This window comes from Brenneria roseae subsp. roseae (assembly GCF_003115845.1).
GTDB lineage: Bacteria > Pseudomonadota > Gammaproteobacteria > Enterobacterales > Enterobacteriaceae > Brenneria > Brenneria roseae.
The window spans coordinates 387,328-412,854 of sequence record NZ_KZ819023.1 but is presented as its reverse complement, the minus strand read 5'-3'; the positions used below and the strand labels follow the sequence as shown (position 1 = coordinate 412,854).

The following is a 25,527-nucleotide window of genomic DNA, read 5'->3' as shown; positions in this document are numbered from 1 at the left end:
GGGATTTGCCAGCTTACTGATTTGTTTTTTTACTACTCTTACGCTCTTGTAGCCTTGCTTTTATCCATAGCCCCAATCCAAGAGCTAAACCGATCCCCCCCCCTTTTTCAAGGGAAAGCAAAATAGTTTCTTTCCAGTTAAATTCAAAATAACCAGTCTTAAAAAAAACCAGCAATGAACCCAAACTACTTGCTATAAAACAAATGAAAAAAAACACAAAAAAGCAACGGTAAATTAGGGCAACAAGCTCATATAGTTTATTTTTTCTCATCTTTATGCTCCGCTTTATCAAGAGCATTTTTTGCAGCATCACTGACTATCTCACTTGCGGTAGAACCGCCAACAGCGCCAACCACCTCAGCAGTACCCTCTTTAACTGCTGTCGATAGTCCACCAGTAATATATTTTTCCGCTTTACTCCCCGCAACGGAACCTAGTCCAGCCCCAATAACCGAATTAGTAGGATCTTCCCCTTTAATGCCACTGCCGACCGCAGCTCCCGCCATATTTATAGCTGCTGATGATCCAATACCTTTTCCTGTTGTCGCCGCTGATGTTATCCCTGCCATTATTGCATCGACATAACTGAACGGTTCTTTTCCAGACAACTGAGATACTGTATTAACTCCAACACCAATAGCCGCATTAAGCGCCATTCCTTCTTTTATCGTAGTACCAAGCACACTGCTGCCAAATATCAGGGGCGCATCACCAATACTGGCATTCGATTTGTGATAGCCCCAAGTGTTCATGATTGCCTGAGCCTTAGACATTGCTTCAGAGTCAGGATTACGTTTTATGTAATCCTGTCCAGAGAGCAAACCTTTGACCAGTTCCTGCGAAACAGCAGAACCGTACTCCTTCTCCATCTCAGACGCATAAACACGCAGATAGCCCGCCAGTTCAGCTTGCTCTGATTCACCCATTTTTGAAGGGTCTCTGGTAAATTTATCCACCAGTGCATCACTGCGTTTATCGGCGTTTTCCAGCTTAATCAGCTCATTAGCGGTCGCTAATGTCTTATCACCGTTCTTAATTTTCTCAACAGCCTTGTCGAGTTTGTCTGAAGATGTTGCGCCGAGGAAGTTATTCTCAACCGCATTCCGCCCAGCCTGTGCACCACTGGCGGCAGAAGCGGTATCACCCGTCGCCAGACCCGATGCCAACCCGGCGGCAAGCGTCGATAACGCGCTGACAGACTGTTTTTCCTCTTCCGTCAGGTCTTCCACTTTCTTGCCCGGATACTGGGTTTCCATTATCACACGGGCAAGCAGCTCTCCACCCGCGGCACCGATGGCGCCCGCCGCCGCATCCTGCCCGGAGAGTTGCGCGACGACTGCGCCAACCACCGCGTGGGCCATCGCATTGGCTGCAATATCCGAAGCCGTTGCCCCGCTCTCGCCCTGAGGCATCGTGATATCTTTCACCATCTGCGCCAGATACGGTGACGCGCCACTGGCTATCGCTTTCTGGATATCGCCGCCCGCCAACGCCTGTATCGCTGCCGTCGCCGCCTGAGCCGCCCGCTGGTAAGTCCCCCCGGTACCATACTCTTCCATTGCGGTTTTGTAGCTCGCTGTCTCCGTCAGCGCTTTTTTATAAGCGTCCCATTCGTCTGCCGGTGCATTATCATCCGGCCGTGAAACCTTCGACTCTCCTGATGCTTCCGCCGCCTTTTGCGCCCGCAGCTCGCCTTCGGTACGCACGATATCCATCACCTGCGCGCCCAGTTCACCGATAAGTTGAGCCTGCTTCAGCCGTTTCTGCTCTTTCTCTTTGTTAAAGATCGGACTTAACGCGTTATTCGCGTGCTCCACATCGCGGCTTAACGTCGTGATATCTTGTTGCTGATTCGCATTATCCCGGATCAGCAGGCTACCATCACTCACCGCCGCATAGGTAGTGCTGGATGCATTACCGTTGTTACCTAACGACATTAATGCGGACGGTACGTTCATCGCCAGCGTTGACAGCAGGTTTCCGTTCATTGAGGGGCTGGCGCTCATGCCGAACCCGCTGTGTTCTACCTTGAATTCGGCCTTATTGTCCACTCCGCTCCAGCCCAGCGTACCCGTATCCAGCGTGTTTTTATCCGCACTGGCGGTGGAGGCAATCACCGCCGCGTCAAGCTGGGTATGGTTGCCGGTTTTGATGTCAAATCCTTCTTTGCCCGCGAAGAAACCGGTTTGCTGTTGCACGCTGTCGTAGTTGCTGTGCATTTTGTCCTGGCTGACGCTGAAGTAACCACTGCCGCTCATCGACCCCCAGGTGAAACTGCCGCCTGCAGACCCACTGACCTGTTTCGAGTCATAGCGATCGCTGTCCTGCTGGCTTTGCAGCAGCAAATCCCGACCGGTTTGTACGTCGATATGCTCACCCGTTACCTGAGCGCCAATCAGACGGGTATCACGCTGGCTTTCCAGTTTGACTTCGCTGCCCGCGTCAACCGTGGTTTCCGACCAACTGTTACCCACGCCCGTCTCGCGGCCTTTTGAGCCATTCACATTGGCAAAAATACTCAGTCCGGCGCTGCCGTTGCTTATCCCTAAACTGACGCCAATATTGCCGCCGCTGCTGCTGTTTTTACCGCTGAGCGTTTCACTGTTGCGAGAAGAAAGCAGGTTGATATCCTGCGCGGCGTTCATCACCACGTCATTAGCCGCCTTAAGCTGGCTGCCCGTTACCGTGATGTCTCCCTGACGGGATTCAATCGCGATATCGTGTCCTGCGTTCAGCGTCGAGCCAAAGCTCTGCTGTTGCTCCGTCGTCTGGCTGGAACGCGATGTTTGCGCCCCCAATGAAATGCTGACGCCAACAAATGACGCAGATCCCTGATCGTTCAAGTCAGACTGGCTGGCCTGATAAGCCTGGAAGCCGGATAATCCCGCTTTCATTCCCTGAAGCAGCGCCAGCCTGCCGTCGCTTTCGCTTTGCGCCGCCTGAATATTTTGTACCGCACTGTTCAGCGCGGAACCCACCACGCCCGACAACGCGACCGTAAGGCCACTGCTTTTTTGCTCAAACTGCTGCTGTTGCGTGCGCAGATCGTAGCCGGGATCGATCGTGACGTTGTTGCCTGTTAACGTGATATCTTGCCCGGCAACCATATCCGTGCCGCTGATATTGACGTCGTTACCCGCATTAATCGTAACCGACTGGCCGGTGCTGCCAAGGGTGCTCACGCTTTGGCTTTGCGTGACGGCCTGATCTTGCAGTTTCTGGCTGGTCGAAGTGGAACCAATAGTGAAACCGATACCGCCACTGCTGAAAAGTCCGCTCTTTTTCTTTGTATACTCTTCGTAGTGCTGATAGTTCTCCACGCTGGCCGCGGTGTTGACGTCATTATCCGCCAGCAGCACGACCTGATTATCTCCCACCACGGACGAACCTTGCAGATTGATATCATGACTGGCCGCCATAGTGACACTGTCACCGGAAAGCAGACTGCCTTTCTCATCCGTCTGTAACGTTTCGTTCAGGGTATGCGTCACCGTTTTCGAGAAGGTTTTCTTCTTGACCTTGGTTTCTTCAAAGAAAGTGTGCTGTGTTTCCGTCGCAGACAGCAGATTGATGTCGTTACCGGCTTGCGCCGTCAACGCGCCTCCGGCAATTCCTTGCGCGGCTTGGAGGTTGATGTCTCTTCCGGCTTGCAGGATTAATCCTTCTCCGGCAGTCAGTTCGGTACTTTGCTGCGTGATGTTTTGCTGCCAGTCAGCGTGGCGCTTCCACCAGTTGCCGCTGTAGCTTTCCTCTTCCTCCGATAGCAGATTGAGATCGCGACCAGCCGCCAACGTGGCATCGCCTTTGGCATTCAGACTGGCCGCTTCTGCTAACACATCGCGTCCCGCCAGCAGCTCAAGGTCGCCGCCACTCAGCAATTGCGTCGACGCGATCTCCTGGGTACGGCGCTGCGCCGTGTTGCCGCCGTTGTGATTCAGCGTTTCCTGAAGGGTTTGCTGTGCCGTCAGTTGGATATCGTTCGCGGCGGTCAGCGATAACCCTGCGCCGCCGGAAATCATGCCGGCATCAATCTGAATGTTATTGCCCGCATTGGCTTGCAACGTACCGTCCGCAGTCAGTTGACTTCCCTGAACCGCCGTATTCAGTGACAATTGACTGCGGTTCCGGCCTTGATCCAGCCGATCATTGGTCAACGTCAGCGCTTCAATCGACACATCGTTAGCGGCATTCAGCGTCATATCCTGCCCGGCGCTCAGCGTTGCGGCTACGTTGCGAATATCATGACCTGCCGTCATCGTCAGGCTATTGGCCGCAGTGATTTCCGCTGTTTTACCCAGTTCGGTAAAGGTGAGGTAGCCCATTCCACTACCCGAGGCGGCAGACGCTGATGTCTGCCACTCGCGGGATTCGGTTTTGTTGATGATATCGCCGTTAATGCTGGCAAGTTGCAGCGTGTTGCCTTCGATTTGGCTACCGCTGTTGGTGATATTATTCAACGCAACCAGATTCAGACTACCGTCCGATTTAAGCAACCCGCCTTCCTGATTATCAATCTTGTCGCCGCTGGCGATAGCCAGTAATTCAACCGCGCTAATCGTACCGCTGTTGGTGACGCTGCCTCCCGCGCTCAGACTGACCTGATTGGCGACGATGGCGCTGCCCTGCACGTTATTCTTATCGGCCTGCGCCAGATACAATTTCGGCGCCAGTACGGTTTGTCCGTTGACCTCAATATTTTCCCACCAGACGATGCTCTGGCTGAGGTTGGCGACCTGATCCGGCGTTAAACTGACCCCCAATTGCAGGTTCAAGCCTTTTTGCGCGGTAGCCGCGTTATCCAGCAACATTTGCATTTGCGACAAGTCGGAACCGGTACCGTCAAGATAGCGTTTCCCGCTCTGACTCAACACGGCATTGCTGATGTAGCGGGTGTCGAATTCGGCATCGCCCAGAAAACGGTAATCATGGTCGGCATCCAGATTCAGCTTGTCCAGCAGATAGGACGAACCCAATACCTTGTCCGTTTGCGTCCATTGCGAACTGGTTTCCACCTTCACCGTGGTCGCGGGCTGTTGCCCCAGCATGCTTTGCAACTCATTGAACAGACTGTTATCCACCTGCCCTAGCTGCTCCAGTTTGGGATTGGTGTGGATCAGATAACGGCTATCGCTGCTCGGATCGACGACCAGCAGACCATTGTTGCCCGCAGGCAGCGGATAATCCGCCAGTGGATTACTGCTTAATGCCTGCAAACCATTACCGATGGCGCTCATCAGTTCAGAAGCCGAGAGATGGCTTGTCGCCGACGCTTCGACGCTGACGGGCGTCGAAGCGCCATCCGCAATCGCGCCCGGTTTTTCCAGTGTGACCGCCGTTCCGGCGGTAATCTGCTCTGCCTGCACACCGGACTGTAACGTGGGTTCAGTCACCTTACTTAAGGTCACATTTTTAGCCGCCGGGCTGACCGCACTGGCATTGCTCCCCAACGCAGCGGCGTCCACGCCGGTATTGCTCAGATCAACGGTGTCCGCGTTGAGCGACGCATCGTTATCCACCAGTTGGCGCGTGGTTTGTTTCTGCAACGGTGACAGCGCCTGGGTGGAGGCTAATACCGGCGTTACCGTGCCGGGCATAAAACCGCCGCTGCCCGGTTGCAGCGTGGTATTGCTGATATCTTCGGCGAAATCGGCGGTAATGGTGCCGCCTGCCTGAATTAAGGCGTTATAACTTTCGTCGATGGTTTGTTCGTAGGTTGGGGTGCCTGATAGTACATAAGGTATATACCTTTTTAGAATATATATGGCAGAAGTATCTAAACCTTCGGATGGACGGTATAGGGCATATCTTTGCTCAAAACCCACTTTGATTGGTTGCCCTTGATATTCATAAATTAAAACCTCATTAACCCCCCCTGAAATATATGATTGATTATTTATTTCACCTCCCTTTAAGAGAATATTTTCTACTGAAAAAATTTGCGACGCTTGATTATTTAATTCTCCTGCATTAACAAAAAGATCATTCCCGGCACTGATTCTTGCAGCATCACCTTGTACGTGCACATCCACGAATTTACTACCAGCAATTATTTTCTGAATATCCGCCTTTTCATAAGGAGCATAAATAAAGTCATAGCGTATGCTCTCACTAGAACCATTATTGCCACCGCCTTTAACAGTTGTTTCTTTTCGGAACATACCTACTTCACCGGCTTTAAACCAATCAATCGGTATATTTGCCGTTGTTCCCCCTGCCCAAGAGGGCATCTGACCAACATCAAGTTGAGTCTCCGTCACCACCAGCCCTTCACGCTGGTTAGTCAACGTGCCGGTAGTAATCGTGATATCCCCAGACTGAGTTTCGATAGTGCCGGAACTATTTAATACCGCGCTACTGGCATTACCCTGTGCATCGCGCTGGAGCCACAGATTATTTCCCGCCAGAATATTGCCGAATACATTGCTGAGCGAATCGGAAAATAACCGCATATTACCTGCGGCATACAGCAGGCTGGTATTATTCAGTAGCCCGCCCGCCTGCATCAATAAATCACCGGCGACGCCAATCAGCCCTTGATTGTGAATATCATTTGCACTCACCAGTGATAAATTCCCCCCCGCCTGAATACTGCCCGCTTCCTGTTGGACAATATCCTGCGCGGTAATACGGGAATCGCCGTCACCGGCCAGAATATTGCCCTGATTGGTCAATTTCCCGGCGCTGGCGAGCGCCACAGATTGCCCCTGAAGCGTACCGCTCAGATCGAGATCGCCCGCGACATTAAGCGTTAACCGGTTTCCGGCAGCCAATAGCCGCGAAAACGCCAGCGGCCCGCTGATATCGGCCGTCAGATTACCTAACGCCAGCAGTTGTCCGTCTTGTTGCAGTTCATCGGTTTTGAGGATTAAATCCTGCGCGCTGTAGATTTTGCCGTCCTGCTGATTGATCAGACGATGGGTTTGCAATGCCAGCTGCGTCAGGCCGAGTAAGGTGCCTTGATTTTCCAGCACGTCGGCGATGATTTCCGCCTGCTGCGCCTGAATCAGCCCTTGATTGACCCACTGTGGAATGCGCAACGTCATTTTATCCTGCGCAATCAGGCTGCCTTGTTGCGTAAACTGCTGCGTTTGCACATCCAGACCCGACCCTGTAGCCAGCCGGCATTATCCAGTGCCGCCGCTTTCAGCGTCGCGGTGCCATCCGACAGTATTTGCCCGGCCTGCTGGTTGGTTAGCTGCCCGGCGCTTTCCAGTCGTAGTGATGCCGCCCCCTGTAATACGCCGTTATTATTCAGTGAGTTATCACCATGCAGCGTAAGATTGGCGGCTTTAACCGTACCCTGATTATCAATATGGTTCGCCTGAACGCTCAGCGCGCCGTCGCTGACCAACCGGGCATCTTGTGCATTATCCAGTTGATGTTTCACTGTCGCGTTAAGATTCTGATTACCGCTCAGCATTCCCTGATTGGTTAACGAATCGGCGGTTACATCCAGCGACTGCGCCTGAATTTGCCCGCGGTTATTGATATTCGCCGCCGTCAGCGTCGCATAACCGCCGCTGACCAGTTGGCTGCCTGAGGCCCCCTGATAATCACCGCTCAGTTGCAACGCGGCCTGCGTAACCCCCAACATCTGTCCCTGATTGTCCAATTCGCGCGCGATAAGATACAGATTGTCAGACTGCCACAGCCCCCGATTGATCAGCCTGTCGGTGTTAATGCTACCGACGCCGCCGTTCAGTAAGCGTCCCGGCGATTGATTAAGCAGGGAATCGGTGAATTGCAGATCAAAACCGCCAATGCCGGTGACGGTTCCAGCGTTATCGAAGGTTGCGCCACTCAAGGCTAGCGCGCCCTGAGAAAAGATATCGCCCTGATTGCTAATCTGTTCACCCATGAATGACAGACTGTTCAACCCCGCCAGCGTGCCGCCATTGACCAGCGAGCCTATTTGTACCGTCAGATTATCCGCCTGCCACAGGCCCAGATTGTCGGCCCGTTTGGACTGAATGGTTGCGGCGCCGCTGCTTAACAACTGACTGGTTTTATCGCCAGTATAATCGGTAAGATCCAGCAGCCACAGCGCGGAAGTGCCCTGAATACGTCCCTGATTTTCTACCCGCTCAACGCCGAGTCGCAGTTCGTTCGCTTGCACGCTGCCGCTGTTGCTCAACCGGGTACTGTTAATCACCCCGTCGCCATTGGTCAGTATTTCACCGTCTTTCCGGTTGGTTATCTCCCCCTGGTTGGTTATTTGCAGGTGATTCAGGCCCAACACGCGACCAGCGTTATCCAGCGTAGCGGTATTCAATTGCAGGTTATTGGCCGCGATCTCTCCGCTCTGGATTACACGGTTTGCCGTCAGGGTGGCATCGCCGTCGCTAAGCAGTTGAGAACGGTCATTACCCTGATAGCTATTTTGTAACGCCAGTTGCAGCGAGTTCTGTCCAACCAGCGTGCCATCGTTGAGGAACGCGTTCGCGGTCAACGACAGCAGTTTCCCCTGCCAGAATCCCTGATTGCTGACGCTTCCCACATTCGCCAGCAGTTCACCGTCGGTCAGTAACTGTCCGGCGGCGCCGACGGTAAGTTCATCGGCCAGATCCAGTTCCAGCCCGCGCTCACCAACGATCGTTCCCTGATTGTCAAACGACTGCCCGGTCAATTGCAGAACGCGGCTTTCCCAACGACCGGTATTGCCGAGGCGATCGCCATACAGCGCTAATACTCCCGCCGTATACAGCAAACCGCTACCTTGATACTCACCGTTCAGCGACAGTCCATCGGTGGCGATCACATTGCCGTCATTGCGGATAGCCGCACTGCTGATGGTTGAATATCCGTTGCCGGACAGCGTTCCCCAATTATCCAACTGTCCGGCGGAAATCTGGCTGTCGCCGCCGGAAATTAATGTCCCGTTGTTCAGCAGCGTCCCCGCAGGCACTGACGCACTGAGCTGCTGCGCATCATCGGCCAGCGCTAGCGCCATTGTCAGTAAAGACGATTGATTGATGGCGGGTGAGGTAACCGCAATTTTCAGTGAGCGATTGCCCTGTACCCAGCCTTCGTTGGTGAAACGATGAGTCTCAAGCAACAGATTCCCCGCCTGCCACTCGCCGTCATTCAGGGTGTCTGCCGCCTGTAGCGTGGCGACGCCCTGCGTCAGCAATTTACCGCTTTGCAGATTTTGCAATGAATGGCTGGCGGTCAGCTGTAGTGCCGCCAGCCCGGCGATCTGCCCGGCATTGGCAATCTCATCGGCGGTCAGCGTGATAGTATTTGCCTGCCATTGCCCACGGTTGTCGATGGTTTGTGCCGTCACGGCGTTGTCGCCCTGACTAAGCAACGCACCACTATTATGCAGGCTGTGGCGGATCGCCAGCGTCAGCGCATCCACCCCCAGCAGTTTGCCCTGATTGTCGAGATCTCCGGCATTCAACCGTACCGTTTGTCCTTCCAGAATACCGCTCTGCCAGACGTTTTCTGCCGTCAAAGCCAGCGTTTTACCGCTCAGCGTACCGGCGTTATCCAGATCGCCCCGCAAATTCAGTTGCAGATCGCTGACGCCGAACAGATCGCCCCGGTTGTTCACTCCAGCGGCGTCAATCCACAGCCGATCGCCATACAGGTTACCGTGATTGAACAGATGCTGATCCAGCATCAGGGTCAGTTCGTCCACGCCGGTTATCATGCCGTCATTAATCAGGCTATCAGCCGTTATCCCGACATGGTTACCCAGTAACGTGCCCTGATTGATAACCGTCTTCCCGAATAGTTGGAGAATGTCGCTTTCCCAACGACCCGCGTTAGACAGGCTATCGCCGCGCAGCGTCAACGCCTGTTCCGCCTGAATCTGACCGCTGTTGGTCAGATTCCCTGTCCCCAGCGTCAGGCTGGCGGCCTGCCAGTCTCCCGCATTCGTTGCATCAGCCGCGGTTAATACCGCCATCCCCTGAGAAAGCAACTTACCGGCCTGTTGATTGATCAAGGTGTCTTTTGCAGTCAGTATCAGCGCCGCGATACCCAGGATTTTTCCGGCATTGGCTATCGTGTCCGCATTCAGCGTTATCGTCTGCGCCTGCCACAGCCCCCGATTATCAATCCGGCCTGCCGTGGCGGTAGTTTCGCCCTGACTGAGCAATTCGCCCTGATTGTTAAGCGTGTTGGTTATCGCCAATATCAGCGCGTCAACGCCTAATAGCGTTCCCTGATTGTCCAGACGGTCAAAAATATTCAAATCCAGATGTTGGATACCAGAGATCTGCCCGCGATTACTGAATCGATCGCCCCGAGCCTGCGTGGTCAACGCGCGCAGGTTCCCTGAATTGTCTATAGCCAGAGCATTCAGGCGCAGGGCATCGCCACTGAGCCAGCCACCGGTATTGATCAGGCTATCATCCGCATTCAGCACACTGGATTGAAGTGATTGAGCCTGACCGCTGTTGGTGATGCTATTGGCGCGCAGTTCCAGACGCTCGCCCTGCAATATCCCCTGATTCACCAGGTCATGGCCCGACAGCAGCCAGCGGCCTTGCGCCAGCAGGCTGCCGCTATTATCGAGATAGTAGGCCGTCGCCTGAGCATCGCCGCCGATGCTGGTTTTGCCACGGTTAAGCCAGCGATCCGCATTCAGTAAAAACTGCTCAGCCTGCAACTCGCCGTCGGTTTCCGCCTCGGCGGCGGTCAGCGTCAGCGTATTTCCCGCCAGCAATTTACCGGTCGCGCGCTGTACCAGTTGACGATCGGCACTGACCGTCAGCGAATGATCGGCCTGAATAATCCCCTGATTGTCGAGCGAATCACTGTGAATCTGTAACTCCGGCGCGGTCAGCGTACCGTCATTGATGACGTCGCCGGCAGTAACCGCCAGCGTTTTTCCGGCCAGCAACATGCCGCTGTTATTCAGGCCCGAGCTCAGACTGGCCGCCAGCGACACGCCCGCGCTGAGCGTGCCGCTATTCAGCGCCGCGCCGCCGGACAGAGTGATCATCTGTTGCGCGTTAATCGTGCCGTGGTTGTCGATCGCCTGATTGTTCAGGTCGATATGTTGACTCGCCGTGATATCCCCCTGATTGGTGAGAGAGATACTTTGTAATGCCAGCGTTGCAGCCTGAAGGGTTCCCCGGTTCGTCACGCTGTCGGCCAACATGAACAAATGATTTTCGGTCAGGATTTTCCCCTGATTATTCAGCAGCGTTTGCAACTCAAGCTGCAAATCGCCGCGGGCGCTGAGTAATCCGACATTGTCAACGCGGCCCGCTTTCAACGTCAGCTGCTCCGCCGCCGACAGCGATCCGCTGTTAATCAGTTGATTTCCAACCAGCGACAGCCCCTGCAATGATGCGATATCACCCTGATTATCCAGCGAATCAACGTTCAGATTCAGCGTCTTCCCGGCTAATGTGCCACCCTGAACGATTTGCCCGCCTAGCAGCGTCAACGCATCACCGGCGGTCAGATTGCCCTGCCAGTCGCCTTGTTGAGTGGCGCTGACCGTTGCGCTATTTTTAGCCTGAAGCTGAGCGCTGCGGGTGGCGGTCAACGTTTCTGCCGCAAGCTGAATCGCCTGCGCTTCGGCGATCCCGGACAGTGTGATGTCTTTGCCTTGAATGCCAAGCTCGCTATCGGCTTTAATACCGCTTAAGGCATCCTGCCGTAACGCGCCGCCGGCCTTTATCACCACTTTATCGGCGGCTAACTGGGTATTATTTAGCGTGACATTGTCACTTTTTATCGTTAGATGATGGCCGGAGATCAGGGCGCCCTGGGTATCGACGCCCGCGCTAATCCGGGAATCGGTCGCGCTCAATTCGCCTTGTGAGGTAAGCGTAACGGATTGTCCCGCACGTAACGAGGCATCCGTCAGGGCGATCCCCGAATTCCCGTCAAGCGTGAGTTCGCCACCGGCCTGCTGCTTACCTTGCAGCGCCAGCGCTTCTCCGTGCGCATGGATATTTCCCTGTGCAACCGCATCCCCCACGCTGAGTTTGCCATTCGCCGACAGCGTGATATCGCCGCTGCGGGCGCTCAGATTACCGACGTTGACGCCGACCCCTTTATCGCTGGATACCAGCGTGATGCGGTTGGTGTACATGCCGCCCAGGGCGCCGGTATCCAGCGCCACTTTGATACCGCTATTATCCGCCGTTTGCGCCGTCACATTGCCGTTGGCATCGATCTGGTTCGCCCCGAGCACCACCTGCGCTTCATTCGCGTTTAACCCGGCATTAATCTGCGCCGTGCGGGAAATCAGGCTGAAATAGTCACTTTTACTGGCATCCAGCCCTTGTCCCGTCAGCGTGATATCGCCACGCTTGACGTCAATACCTTGTAGCTTGCCCTGCGCGTCAAATTGCGGTTTACCGGTCGTCAATGTGACCTGCGGCGTATTGATAAATCCGCAACCATCGCAGGTAATACCGTAGGGGTTGGCGACCATCACACTGGCCTGCTTCCCGCCCACCTCCAGATACCCCGCCAGCGTACTGCGATTGGGCGATACCACTTCGTTGATAATGGCGTCCGCCGCCTTACCTTTCAGATTGGGGTTATTCTGGATCAAACCGCCAAGCTGGGTAGGATTAAGCTGGGCCGTGCCGTTATTCAGGATCAACCCTGACTTATCGACATTGAAGTCGTGGTATTGGTTATGGGAAATCCCCGCGCTATTCGGCGTCGCGATATTCACCACCGGTACGCCGTTGCCGGCTTTATCCACCGCGGTATTGCCGGTCGCGACATTGACGCCGGCCGCCATCGCAGGCAGTACGGGTTGGAAGGCGATAAGATTAATCAGCGTATAGGCGATTAATCGTTGCGTTGTTTTAATTGGTTTCATCCCTGCCCCCTGCTGTGACATGCATTCAACGGCTAAAAAGAAAGACCCATCCGGTAATAAACGGCAACGGCATCGGGCTGCAGCCAGTCCGGATAATCCAGCGGCCAGCCGACGGTGATCTGCTGTGACAAATATCGATTGGCGACGCCTGCACCAACCGCCGCGCCCCACAAGGTGCCGGCGGATTCGCTATCGCCGTGATGCGAAAAAAGGTGGCCGCCATCCAGCGCCGCCGTTAAGGTCAGTTCGCCCAATAATGGCAACGCCATAGGCCGCCAGTTGATTTCGTTGCGCCAATAGCCGCCACGATTGCCTGACAGATATTGTTCTTTAAATCCGCGCACCGAACTCTCGCCGCCCAGCGTAACCTGCTCGCTGCCATACAACGCCTGTGCCGAGTACTGACCGTAGAGGTTGGTGAGATAACTGATGTTTTCGCCGATCGGGTAGTAATAACTGGCGGCCAGCGTCAGCTTGTTAAACGCCGCCCGTGGCGCATCGCTATCTTTGCCGGCATCGCTTTCCGCTCCAAACCAGCGAGTCCCGCGGCTGTACGCCGGGTTAAATGTCGCCAGCCCGCCCCACAGCTTCTGGCTGTGATTAACGCCGACAATGGCCGTGCTGAGTTTTCGGCTGCTGGACTGCAAAAGCACATCATTGAGGTAGTTATGCCCGATACGGTGAGTCATGCCGGCCGACAGACTGGTTTTCATATCGCCATTACGAAAGACCACCCGCGACACCGACAAACGGTGCGTCTGACTATCGCCGGTCGAATGCCAGAGGAAATCCCGGTTCAGGAAATCATTACGATAGCGGCTTTTGGAATAGTCATAATTGAGATTCCAGTAGCCATACGGCAGTGACACGCCTGCTTGCAGATTGTCGGCATCCTTTCCGTCATTGAATTCACTGCTGTGTCCACCGCTGATAAACCACTGATCGGCAATTCCCAGCATGTTGTCCGCCCATAGAGCGCCATTGAGCTGCTGTTGCCCGGTGCTTTTTTGCCCACTATTATCAAAACTGATATTTGCCGTCAGCGGCAGCTGTTTTTGGCTTGTCAGATTGACGATGGAATAACCGGGTTGGCTGCCCGGAAGAATTTCAATGCTCACCTGCTGCGTCGGCATGCGGTTAAGCTGTTCCATCCCCTGTTCAATATCGCGGAGATTCAGTATTTCACCTTCAAGACCGGGGAATACCTGCTTTAAAATGCGCTTTGATTCATTATTGATTTTAATATATTCCAGTCGCCCTTCCAGAATATCGATCGTTAATATTCCGCCGGACAAATCCTGCCCGGCAATAAAAGCACGACTGGTAATATACCCGCGTTCGATATACCAATTACTGACATCATGAATAAGTTGATTTATTTTATTAACATTAATACATCGATTAATATAATTTTTATTTAACCGTTCTTTATCTTTTTCATTCAATAATGAACTATGGCGATAGCGGATCGCCTGAATGGCAAAGCAATGACCCTGTTCGGTCTCATCTCCCGCCGCTTGCCGCGTCTGGGGCTGGTTCAACTGTAATAAGGATTCACGCTGCTGGCGGGCCTGTTCAATGACTTCCGCCTGACGTTGCTGTATTTCATTGCGATCCGCCGGATTAAGCGGAGCTGACAAGGAAAAATAAGGAAAAAAAATAGGCAGAATTAAAAGCAGCCTGATAAAAACCCGCATCGGTTTCATCCCTGAAGTCATTAGTTTTTATTGGTTATAGTAGAACCGTTAATTATCAAGCTCAATATATTTTATGACATATAATTTTACAGTAATTAATTTTCCTTAACTCAATACAAAATATTGTAATAACTAATAATAACAGAAATATGCCTCACCAACCGCCGGCTGGCGACCTCCCGCCTAGCAGCCCGATATAGCACGCCGGTGTGATAAGGGAAAGCTATGGCTTCTCGAATGGTATTTTTGATGCATCATATTGTATATTGAGTGGCCGGGGCGACGCTGATGCCCTTTACTGGGGGAATGCGTGAACTATCCAATAGGACAAATCAATCACAGTTATCTGGGTTCCAGCGTCTACACCATGCTGCGTGACGCGCTCATTGTCGGCCGATTCAAACCGGATGACCGCCTGCGTATCCGCGAGCTGGCCGCTCAGGTTGGCACCAGTGTGACACCGGTACGGGACGCTATTTTGCAACTGTCCAAAGAGCAGGCGCTGGTGCTGAAAACCCCACGAGATATTCGCGTGCCGCAATTAACCGAAGAGCAGTTTATGGAGATCCGTACTCTGCGCCTTGCGCTTGAGGGAACGGGCGCGGAACTCGCCGCCAAACGGATCACGCCTCAGGATTTGCAACGCATTGCGGTGAATATTCAACTGAACCGGCAGGCGATTGAAAAAAATAACCTGAGCGATGCATTACAATTAAATAGCGAGTTCCATTTACTGCTGGCGCAGACGGCGCAGATGCCTTTACTGAGCCAGTTTATCGGCAGCCTGTGGATGCGAACCGGGCCGTTAATCGCGCAGGCCTACGCCCATTTCTCATTGAAAATGGCGATCGAACATCATTACGATGTGCTCAGCGCGTTGCGCCAGCAGGACAGTCAGGCCGCCAGACAATCCATTCAAGAAGATATTCTTGACGGCAGTGAAGCCATGTTGGCGTTTATCGCCGTCGAACAGCAAGAATAACCGCGATCCCCTCCCCGGCGTATCGGGCGACGCGGCACAGGGGATGGTGCCGCGTCGTTTCAGTTTCAGGCCGCATCGACCTGAGCAAGCAGGCTGTCGACAAACAGCCGGGTCTCCCCCGCCTGGTGGATAAATGCCGTCAGTAACGCACTGAAGCGCGGTTCGGTCAGCGAATCCAAAGCATGCTGAGTACACAAGCGTAGCATGCCATTTTCATCAAGCGCCAGCCAGCATCCCCTCATCGCCGCCATCTCAAAGTTCAGTAGCAACATCAGATGATAAGCGGCTGGGCTGTCATAGCCCTGAAAGCTTATCAGCTGACAGTGCAGCAGTAGAGCATCGCTGTTATCCGGAATTTCCAGAATGGCGGCCTCTTGTCCATCAGGCCCATTTATCACGCAGATCCCCGCCTGTAAATTCAGCGAAGTGCGATGTGTCTGACCGTAATGTTGTAGTAACCGGCTAACGTGTTGTTGTGCGGGGGTCATCTGTTTCTCCTTCCTTATGATTGTCCTTTCAGTTTCAGACCTTCTTGCTGTAACTGTTGCAATGCGCTGGCTGTGGACGGATGCGCTTTCGCAATCTCCCCGCCCAGTTGGTAGCTTTGCGGCAGCGTCTGGTCCTGACCATAGCTGAAGTTGATGCTGCCAAGCAGTTTGCTCATGCTCACGCTCGCACTGCTTGACGCGTTGATAATGACCGACGGCGTATTGAATCCTTCGCTCTTTTTCACCGTTTGCGAGACATTGATGCTGGCCAGACGCAGGTTATTGCGATCCTTGAACAGCGCGATAACATCATCTTTTCCATGCGTTTTATTCTGAATGCCCTGTTCTATTTTTTCCCGGACATCGTCCTTCAGCTCCAGCGCTACCGATACCGTGGCTTTATCACTGGCCTGCAACCGGCTGACGATATCGTTTAACGCCGGATTCTCCGCAATCAACTGATTAATGCGGTCGGCATTACTCGGCGGCAATGTGGAAAACAGGTGGCTACTCAGCACCCGGAACAGCCCGTTTTCCGTCAGTTTGCTCAGATTGGTGTACGAAGTGGTATGTTTCACGCTGTCCAGCGTCGCGCCATCCCGCAGGGCAACGTCCTGACGAACGTTCAGACGCTTCAACGCCATTAGCCCCTGGTACCGATCGTCCGTCTCCCCTCCTTTGTCGGAAAAGTGCCCGCTCAGAATCGCCAGCTGTTCATTCGGTTCCGACATTTTCTTCACGCCATCGATCAACAGCTGGCTGGCCGGATCGGTAAAAGCCGACGAGAGCGTTTGGGTTATCTCATCAATGTCTTTTTTCTCCAGCGGTTCCGCCTTCTTCATGTTCAGGCTGATCGATTGGTTGGTGCGTGAATCCATCGAAACGTTCACCCCGATGCTGGTTGAGGTAAAGATCGGGACGAGGCCATCTTTGGTGGTTCTGACGATACCGGCGCTGAGCGCGGCGTTCGTTCCCGCCGCCGCCTGATTCATGAAGCGCATACGATTGTCGGAGACGGTATAGGTGGTTGAGTTTTCGCTTTGCGCAACACTTTTGGCGCTGTTCGCGGACAGGGCGTTGACGCCGGCGGTCATCCCGACAGAGCCGCGCAATACGGCTTCGGTAGGCGCTGCGCCTTTATGGGTTAAATTGATCCCGCCGCGCAGTTCCAGCGCCGCATTGCCATCCAGATCAAAACTGACCGTTTTACCCGACTGCACGCTGTGCTGCTCCCCTTTATCCAGCAGATCCAAAGGGTTAATCGCGCCGCTGGACAGTCCGTCGATAAACGCCGGCAGTTCCTCTTCCGTCAGTGAAAAGTTAAGCGCATTCTGTTGCGCCATATTCAGGCTGGCCGATACGCTGAAAGAGGCGCGCACGTCGGGGGTAAAGCTGTACTTGCTGTTGATGTCCTGCGCCATTTGCGCCGAGGTTTTTCCTGTCAGGTATTCACTGACATCATAACCGCCGGAGTAGGACAGCTTACCCGTGACGCCGCCGCTGCGTTCAAAGGACACATTGACGCCGTTACCCGCACGGGAAAAATTCATGCTATAGGTTCTTTCGCCACTGATACCGCCCCCCGGCACCGGCGGAAAAGGCAATGACGTGCCCGTCACGACAAACGCCATCGACGCGCCGCCGCCATAATTACGGCTGAATGCGATACTTTCGTTGCTATCCAGCGATAACAAGGTGGCTTTCATTTTATCGATCATGTCCGCCTGGCCGGTGGTCTGCATCACGGTCCTGGAAGTGACGCTGACGGCGTGATCCTCCCTTCTGAACGCCTTCATGAACGTTTTAATGGAGTCGTAATCCGCTTCCAGCGCCTTGTGATTGGTAAAACCCATATCGGTCAGTTTCTTCACCGGGTTCTCCCCGTATTCGCCCTGCCGCAGCACATTAAGCGCGTTCATCAACGGCGCCAGCGTCGCCTCGTCCGGCGACGTACCGGACAACGCGCCGAGGCGGTTGGTCAATTCGTCTACATCGCCGATCGTCAACGTATCCAGCACCAGCCGGGTTTTGGCCAGCGACATCATGTCGCGGGTATCACGCTGCTGACCGGGCGCATCGGTATTCAGTTTCTGCTGCATCGGGGTTTTGCTGTCGACAAACGCTTTCACCAGCGAGCCGGCCGTACTCTCTTTGGATGAGGGCGTGCTCTGCATCGCAGCCAGCAACATGGGGGCAAGATCTTTTTCCTGACGATGCAGACCCAATCCGTTTTGGGGAGCCGGTTTCCCTTCCATTTTCACCGCGCCAGCGTCATTCAGGAGGCGCAGCTCCCTGCCGATGAGCAAGGCGGCGTTGGCGGAACTGCTTTCCAGTTCGGTATGAAACTGTTTTAACAGGTTAATCAGCGGCTGCCCTTTTTCGCCCAGATCCAGATGCGCTATCTTGCTCGCCAGATCCATCGTCGGCGCTTTAGGCTGCGCGGTGGCCGCTTCCAGTTTTTTCAGCAGGACGGCCTGCATGTCATAAACCGGTTTCAGCCCTTCCCGTCCGGCAAGCTGATGCTGAACGTGATCGGTAAAGGTCTTTATCGGTCGCGGCATCGCCAGTGAGAAGGTGAAGATATGCGCCCTCACCAGATCGGACAAATTGCTTTTAACCTGCTGCGATTCTGCGCCTGTTTTGCCTAACAGTTGTGCATCCGCTTTCACGCTGACCCCGGTAAACGGCATACGCTTTCCTTTCGTTGCCGTATCCAGCGTATTGAAAACCGTTTCAGCCGCGCGGGTTTCCGGTTTTACGGCTTCCTTACCCTTCGGGATCTCGGTTTTCCACCCGTCCGATTGCAGGATATGCAGTTGATGCTCATCCTGCGCGACTTGCAGACGATTTTGCGCATCGGTTCCGATCGCGTTTATTTTACCGTCTATCGGCGTATTCACCGGCCGCCACTGCGCTTCAATGTGGCTGGCCGCGCTTTGCCAGTCGGCTTTCGGCAGTTGAAAGAGCGCGCCGTCATGGTTCAGCGCGAAAAGGTTCTGCCGGCTATCGAGCGTGATATCGCGAATTTCACCGGATAAACCATTTTTCGGCAACGCCAGCGGCGGCGCAGCCTGCTTGTCTGAACCGGGTTTGATCTGGTGGAAATGCAGATCCCCTTGCGGGTTGACGGTAATAAATTTATTGCGATTGACCACCGCCATGGCCGAAACGCCCTCCTGTTTATCGATACCCGGCAACGCCGTATCGGCTGATGGCGCCGGACGCACCTGCGACAGGGCGAAAACGTTATTATCACCGTGTGTAAAGGTGGCTGATTTCTGATTGATGGTTAGCGGGAGAATCTCGCCGTCCTTAAGGATATAGGCCTGATTATCCAGACCTCGTTTCAGCTGGCCGGCCTCCACGCTGGATGTGTCCCAGTTCCGGGTGTTGTCATTATAAAAATGGACCTTGCCGTCCTGTAGCCCTAGTTTTCCCTGCCGGCCCAGGTCCAGCGTATCGATGCCAACCGGCGCCGGAGAGGTCAGTCCCAGCGTATTATCCACCACCAGACTATCGCTCAGGTTCCAACCCGGAACCGGCGACATGGCGTTGTGCCCCAATGACGCAACATGCTTTTGGCCCTGACGATCGGTGACCAGCGCATGTATCTGACCATGTTCATCATGTGAAAATCCGGTAATGCGTCGATCGGCACCCAGAGTGGTATCCAGCGCGGGCGTATCATAAGGCGTCAGCGTCACGCTCGGTTCGCCCGTTCCGGGCAACGGCGCATGGTAGAGTTTGCCCGCGCTATCGGCGATCAGCAGGCGTTCGGCGGTAATGGCAACAGACTGCGCATGTACAGGGGCGCTATCCGCCAGCCGTAGTTCGACAGGTTGGGGAGTGGCGTCCAGCGAGGAGAGAAGATGCAGCTGCGTCACGTAATCCCGTTCGGTCAGCACAGCCAGTTGCCCGTTTTGATTAGCGGAAAAGGCGCCGATCTTATCGTTAAACGCCGACGCTCCGCTTCCCGGGGAGAGGTTGATCAGGGTATGGGAATCCTGAATCGCATACAGCTGGCCGTCGCCCTGCCGGGATAATTGGCGATGAGAAACCTCGCTGGCTTGCTGCCAGACGCCAAATTCAGTGTCGAGCGCGAACAGTTTACCGTCATGAATCCGCAGTTGCCCGCCGATATCGGAAGCCGGGCCGGGCTGTTGATAGACGCCAGTCAACAACTCGTGATTCATGCGCCCGGATAATGGCACATCGACCGATTCGCCTGATGCAGCCTGAAGCGTGAAATGACCGGGCGCAGGCGCTGGCTGGATACTGCCGGTTTGGTCTTTCCCCTGCCCGTCCATACCAGGGATGGCGCGGCGTTCGCTGCTGTGTAACGCGACATGATGCTCCCCCTCGCTCTGGATCGCGAACAACCGGCCGGATTTATCCAGCAGGACATGCTGTCGGGCGTCCTGACTTTCATGATGGGCAACAAACGGCTGGCTATTTTTCCCCAGCGTTTGCTGTAGCAACGTGGTTAGCGTATCCGGCAGCCCCTTGCCGAACTGAAGTTTGCCATGATCGTCCATCCTGATCCTGAACTCCGCGGCCGGGGCAACGCGCGCCAGACTCTGAATCGGGCCGCCGGATGCCAGCGATGCGCGTAAATCCTCCGATGAGTTTGCACGTTGAGTTTTTGCTCCGGCAGTCGGGGGCTGACTGCTCTCCCCCGGTTCCCATGTCCTGCGCCCCGTATGCATCGATATCTCATGCCGCGGTGAAGCGACCGGCGAGGAAGGCGCGGTATAAAAGCGCTGTGACGTGTCGCTGTCGGACTCGCTTCGCCGGGGCGAACCAGGTAGCGAACCCGGGGGAGTGAAAAACCGCTCGCTGCCGGACAGGCTGCCGCTGCTGCTTTCCCGCGTCAGAGACGCCATCGGCGCTTCCCGCCGGGCCAGACTCTGAATCGGCCCGCCGGACGACAGCGAATCCCGCATCGTGCGCGGCAAACTCTGAATCATACCGCCCGATGCCAGTGATGCGCGGAGATCCGTCAGGCGCGCGCCCTGATTTTTCACCTGGCTGCCAGCCCCCTGAGTCAGAACCAGCGGCTTATTTTTATCATGCAGCCCGTGCTGTATCAGCGACTGCACGTTTTTCTGGCCCGAACTGCTGCTGCGGCCCTGTGTCAATGGCGGTGGATGCGAGTCGGACGGACTGGCCTTATCAAGATGTAGAATTGATTTAACGTGGCGAATAATTTGCATGGTGAATCCCAGGATAACGAGTGGCTGTCTTGCTAAGTGGGTGGCTTTTTCATCCGGTTCCCTCGCCCAGCATTTTTCTCCCTGCCTGCCGGAACCGGCTTTCTTCTTTCATCACTTAAAACACGACAGACGAAAGGCTGTTAATCCTCGACTTACTTAATCCTCAAGGAAGCAATCATGGCTGAAATCAATACCTCGTTTAACCTACCCTCTGGCGCGGGTTTTTCCCCGGCAGATTCCGGCTCAACGTTTGGCGGCGGCGATGCCGCGTCATCGCGATCGCCGCAACAGGAGCGTCAACTGCTGGAAGCACTGGGAACATTGCTGACGGCGCTGCTTCCCACTTTGCTGGAAAATGGGCAATCGTCGTCCGATAGCAGCCCGCTCTCTCAGGCATCCGGGCAGGGAAATCAGAGCGCCGGGGCAGCCGGTCAGAACGGTAATCCCGCCGATATATTAATGAAATTGCTTGAAGCGTTGATACCGGGCAACAGCACCCAGGATGCAGGCAACCAATCCGGCGCGACCAACAGCAATAACGGGGCGTCGCCGCTGTCAGGCGCATCGGGCAGTAACGGTACGCAACATCCTGAAAATCTGGGACGCTCTCTGCTACAGGATTCCATCAGCAACGCGCTGAACAACGCGATCAACCCAACTTCCGACGGCGGCGGTGAACTCAGTGACAATATGCTGCTCAAGGCGCTGATGGAGCTGATTGCCAACCTGATGGACGCGCAAAAAGGCGAATTCGGCCAGCCGCAAAATAGTACATCGTCACCGGCCAACACCGCGTCGCCGGGCTCATCGGGCAGCGGCGGTGGTTCCGTGCCGTCAACAGGAACGGGACAAAACGGTACGCCTGCCGCTTCCTCAAACCCTTCGGCCAGCTCCGGCATTCCCGCTTCTTCTTCGAACATACCGTTGACCGGCGGTAGCGCTGACGCAGGGAAAACCGGGGCGGTTACCTTTCCCGCCGCGGGCAAGGACGTCACCACGGTGAATGAGACTATCAAGGTCGGCCCCGGCGAAGTCTTTGACGGCGGCGGCAAGACCTTTGTCGCCGGCAGCGCATTAGGCGACGGCAGTCAGGCGGAGGGACAGAAACCCATTTTTGAGCTGGCTCAGGGGGCGACGCTGAAAAACGTGGTGTTTGGCGATAACGCCGCCGACGGCGTGCATGTCCGCGGCGATGCGAAAATTGACAATGTGCATTGGACCAACGTCGGTGAAGATGCCCTGACCGTGAAATCCAATAACGGCAAGCCAGCCAACGTTGAAATCACCAACAGCAGCGCTCAGGGCGCTTCAGACAAAATCTTCCAGCTGAATGCCGACGCCAACCTGACCATCGATAACTTTAAGGCGAAAGATTTCGGTACGTTTGTGCGAACCAACGGCGGCCAACAGGGTAACTGGAATCTTAACCTGAGCAATATTGACGCCGAAAACGGCAAATTCTCGTTCGTGAAGAGTGACAGTGAAGGATTGAATGTGAAAGGCAGCAACCTCAATCTGGTTAACGTCAACAATCACTACAAAGTCCCGGACTCCGCTAACTTACAGGTGAATTAATATGTTGAATACGATGACCGACACCCATAACGCGCCCACCCGCTGGACCGATCTGACCAGGCGGGGAGGATACCTGTCGCCGGACCAGCGTCTGGCGTTCGAGCGGGCCATTCAGCGGGTCAACGATTGCCTGAACGCGGTGTTAACGCAGAAAGATGCGCCCCAGCGGGGAGCCTTTGAGTTCGATACGTTTGTGGATTTACTGGAGCAGGATTTTCTGCGGCATGCCGACCTGCATTCGGAAAACGGTTTGCACAGTGATGTGGCGCAAACGGCATATTGGGTGGTCAGAAAGATGGCCGACCATTTGATTGCCGCGCGTCAGGCGACCCCACCATTCAGATAACTAATCAAATTACTGCCGTCATCCTCGCGAAAGCGGGGATCTTTCTTCAGATAACGTTTTAATATCAGGAAGATTCCTGCCTATGCAGGAATGACGGATTTGGGTTCTATGTATGAATGTTCATTTTACCAACAGTCTGAACAGGGCAAACGCCCTGTCCCCAATCGTTGACAAACAATCGCATTGTAGATTTTTTCACTGCTTTATGTGCGATAGCGCAAAAGTTTCGTGCGTGTTGAACCACGGCTTTCTCTGTGACACCAGAGCACGCCCGACAAGGAGCGCTCAATCGCCGCTGCTCCTTGACCTCTGGCTTTTGGCGGAAATTGTGCCGCTACGCGGCATCTTCGGCGTTCGCGACCGCTGTTCGGGCCGCCAGTGACGCGTTCCAGACGCGGCACTGGCTTTCGCCGCGTCCCTGCGGCTCACCCGGCGGTCACGCCCACCTCAGCACAATTTTTTACGCCGGAAAAGACAAAACCAGTGAAATATTCTGGTAATGTCAGACGCTGTGTCCTCAAACACAAACAGGGCATACGCCCTGTTTGTGTTATTGGTCGAGGCTAATCATCTTTTACGCGGCCAGCTTTTCCAGCCCCATGTTAACGATTCGATCACCGATCATGGCGGCATCGATTCCCAGCGATGCGCCGCCATTGCCACGGGCATGCAGGTTGCTATTGCCGCTATCACCCGCCACGGCGCTCTTGACCATGCCGACCGCTCTCAGGAATTGATCCATGCTGCTTTTGGTCATGCCATCATCATCCGGCTTGCTGAGCGCCTTCGCCCACGATTTGTCATCCTGCTTCGCCGTTGACCAACCGTCTTTCTGGTACTCAGGCTTCCCGAACACTTCAGGATATTGATCCATGAACTGACCAATTTCTTTTGCCATCGCCCGATCTTCTTTATCGACAAAATAGCGGGTCGGACTGTCATTGTGCGTGCTGATATTATTCAGCTCCTGTAGGCCGGCCTTCTGCCCGACGCTCAGGCCCAGCGTACTGCCAAGCTGGTTAAATGCGCCGGCGCCGCTCAACCCCTGCAAGCCATTGCCGCCTAACTGTAACGGCGTTTGGTTGCCTAATGACTGGCTCAAACCGTTGCCGGTGATGGCAGTCAGCGCATCCTTGACGCCCTGGGTATAAGCGGAAATTTCCGGGGAGGTAGGCTGATTCTGACCGAACAAGCCGCTCAGACCGTTTTGGTTTTGCGACGCGCCGCTGCCCAGCAGATCATCCAACGCACTGAACAACAAATTACCCAGCACCGCCGTTGGATTCATGGCATTCATGCCGGCCCCCAATGCGTTACCTAAACCGCCGCCCAATGCCCCGCCCAAACCACTCGCCAGTCCGCCACCCAGCGCGCTGCCCAAATTACTGCCCAGGTTGCCCAGACCGCCCGTCAGCGCGTTACCCAATCCTCCCAGACCACTACTCGAGCCGCCGCCGTTCAGCAGGCTTCCCATGAACAGCATTGATGTCATCAAATCAGACAGTTGTTCCACGATGTTATTCAGTTGGTTGCTAACTTGATTTTGTGATGAATTGTTTTGAACGGCGTTACGCTGTGAAAGGTTGTTCGTTGTCTGTAGCAAGCTGTTGCTCCCGCCTGCTTTGATCGTAATTTGCAATGAGGTACTGCCACCAAGAGAATTAAGCATAATATTTCCTCAACAATAAAATGGGTTTGTGAACAGCGCCATCCTGTTTGCCGATTAGGACGGCCTGCATGAGATTGGCGCTCCCCATTTAAGTGATTCTGCGGCCGGTTCAGTTCCCTTCCCTTTGACTGAAAAACGCTTATCGCCACTCGCTTTCCCGTTACCGGAATTACCGCCATTACGCCGGCGGCAGCCCCGCCAGCCGAAGCAGATCGGCGACAGCCTGTGGATGCTGCGCCGCTGATATCGGTAAGGTGCGGCGTAATATCAGCCTCTGCCGCGCATCCATACTCAGATAACACTCTCCCAGCGCTTCCGCCTGCTGAAAGCGCTGTTGCAAAACCTGGCGTATCCCGCCGGAATAACGTCTACCCGGCATCAACGTCAGGCACAACAGCACATCCGGAGTCTGAGATCGCGCAGAAAGGCGCTGGAAATAAAACGTGGCGTCATCATTAACCCGCCAAAGCCCCGCCGGCAGATGCGCGATTGCGGCAATAAAATCCTGCTGACGGGAGAAAACCTCCGCACGCTCAGTCATCAACACTCACCCGGCTGAAATCCGCAGGACCGCTGCGCAGATCGGGGGACCACCAGATAACGAGTTGACGAGCGTCAGGCTGCGGGCGACACGTTACCGACGTGCAGTTCGCGACCGGGTGAGGCGCCGAGCAGGCGCTCAGCAGCACCGCCAACATGGGTAACAGGTATTTGTGTCCGTTATTTTTTTTATGACGCGGTTTTGTGCCGGGAGATCG

Annotated in this window: 12 protein-coding genes; 3 read left to right on the top strand and 9 right to left on the bottom strand. The window is 54.7% G+C overall.

Going from position 1 to position 25,527, the window contains the following annotated elements:
- Positions 1-13: 13 nt before the first annotated feature.
- The 4 genes from DDT52_RS04100 to DDT52_RS04090 are packed head-to-tail and all read right to left on the bottom strand — an operon-like array spanning position 14 to position 14,496.
- Positions 14-271 (bottom strand): hypothetical protein, encoded by a 258-nt coding sequence (locus DDT52_RS04100; RefSeq protein ID WP_136155218.1) that lies wholly within the window; start codon positions 269-271, stop codon positions 14-16.
- The gene (locus tag DDT52_RS21125) at positions 258-7,094 is read right to left on the bottom strand and encodes a hemagglutinin repeat-containing protein (protein WP_247595476.1); all 6,837 of its coding nucleotides are present in this window, start codon (positions 7,092-7,094) and stop codon (positions 258-260) included. The genes DDT52_RS04100 and DDT52_RS21125 overlap by 14 nt, the downstream gene beginning before the upstream one ends.
- Complete coding sequence (locus tag DDT52_RS21120; protein WP_247595475.1) at positions 7,058-12,799, bottom strand: two-partner secretion domain-containing protein; 5,742 nt, start codon at positions 12,797-12,799, stop codon at positions 7,058-7,060. The genes DDT52_RS21125 and DDT52_RS21120 overlap by 37 nt, the downstream gene beginning before the upstream one ends.
- Positions 12,800-12,831: 32 nt before the next feature.
- Entirely contained in the window at positions 12,832-14,496 is a 1,665-nt protein-coding gene (locus tag DDT52_RS04090; protein WP_136155217.1) for a ShlB/FhaC/HecB family hemolysin secretion/activation protein, read from the bottom strand.
- A gap of 310 nt (positions 14,497-14,806) precedes the next feature.
- On the opposite strand from DDT52_RS04090, the gene DDT52_RS04085 reads away from it, so the two are divergent.
- On the top strand, positions 14,807-15,478 hold the full coding sequence (locus DDT52_RS04085; protein ID WP_136155216.1) for a GntR family transcriptional regulator: 672 nt from the start codon (positions 14,807-14,809) through the stop codon (positions 15,476-15,478).
- A 65-nt stretch (positions 15,479-15,543) separates the two neighbouring features.
- Here the strand turns inward: DDT52_RS04085 and DDT52_RS04080 are convergent, their stop codons facing one another.
- On the bottom strand, positions 15,544-15,966 hold the full coding sequence (locus tag DDT52_RS04080) for a type III secretion system chaperone (RefSeq protein WP_136155215.1): 423 nt from the start codon (positions 15,964-15,966) through the stop codon (positions 15,544-15,546).
- A 14-nt stretch (positions 15,967-15,980) separates the two neighbouring features.
- Positions 15,981-21,179 (bottom strand): AvrE-family type 3 secretion system effector, encoded by a 5,199-nt coding sequence (locus DDT52_RS04075; protein WP_247595474.1) that lies wholly within the window; start codon positions 21,177-21,179, stop codon positions 15,981-15,983.
- Positions 21,180-21,356: 177 nt separating this feature from the next.
- On the opposite strand from DDT52_RS04075, the gene DDT52_RS04070 reads away from it, so the two are divergent.
- Together DDT52_RS04070 and DDT52_RS04065 are read left to right on the top strand one after the other, a co-directional pair.
- Positions 21,357-22,754, top strand: coding sequence for a pectate lyase (locus DDT52_RS04070; RefSeq protein ID WP_136155214.1), 1,398 nt, complete (start codon positions 21,357-21,359; stop codon positions 22,752-22,754).
- 1 nt (position 22,755) lies between these two features.
- Positions 22,756-23,100 carry a DNA-binding protein gene (locus DDT52_RS04065; RefSeq protein WP_136155213.1) on the top strand — a complete coding sequence of 115 codons (345 nt, stop codon included), beginning with the start codon at positions 22,756-22,758 and terminating at the stop codon, positions 23,098-23,100.
- A gap of 574 nt (positions 23,101-23,674) precedes the next feature.
- Here DDT52_RS04065 and DDT52_RS04055 read toward each other — a convergent pair.
- The 3 genes from DDT52_RS04055 to hrpT form a co-directional block, all read right to left on the bottom strand.
- On the bottom strand, positions 23,675-24,769 hold the full coding sequence (locus DDT52_RS04055) for a type III secretion protein HrpN (RefSeq protein WP_136155211.1): 1,095 nt from the start codon (positions 24,767-24,769) through the stop codon (positions 23,675-23,677).
- Positions 24,770-24,947: 178 nt separating this feature from the next.
- Entirely contained in the window at positions 24,948-25,310 is a 363-nt protein-coding gene (locus DDT52_RS04050; protein WP_136155210.1) for a type III secretion protein, read from the bottom strand.
- Positions 25,303-25,467: an HrpT family type III secretion system protein gene (gene hrpT / locus DDT52_RS04045; RefSeq protein WP_136155280.1), complete on the bottom strand. Its 165-nt coding sequence runs from the start codon at positions 25,465-25,467 to the stop codon at positions 25,303-25,305. Before hrpT ends, DDT52_RS04050 begins: the two co-directional genes overlap by 8 nt.
- Between the last annotated feature and the right edge of the window lie 60 nt (positions 25,468-25,527).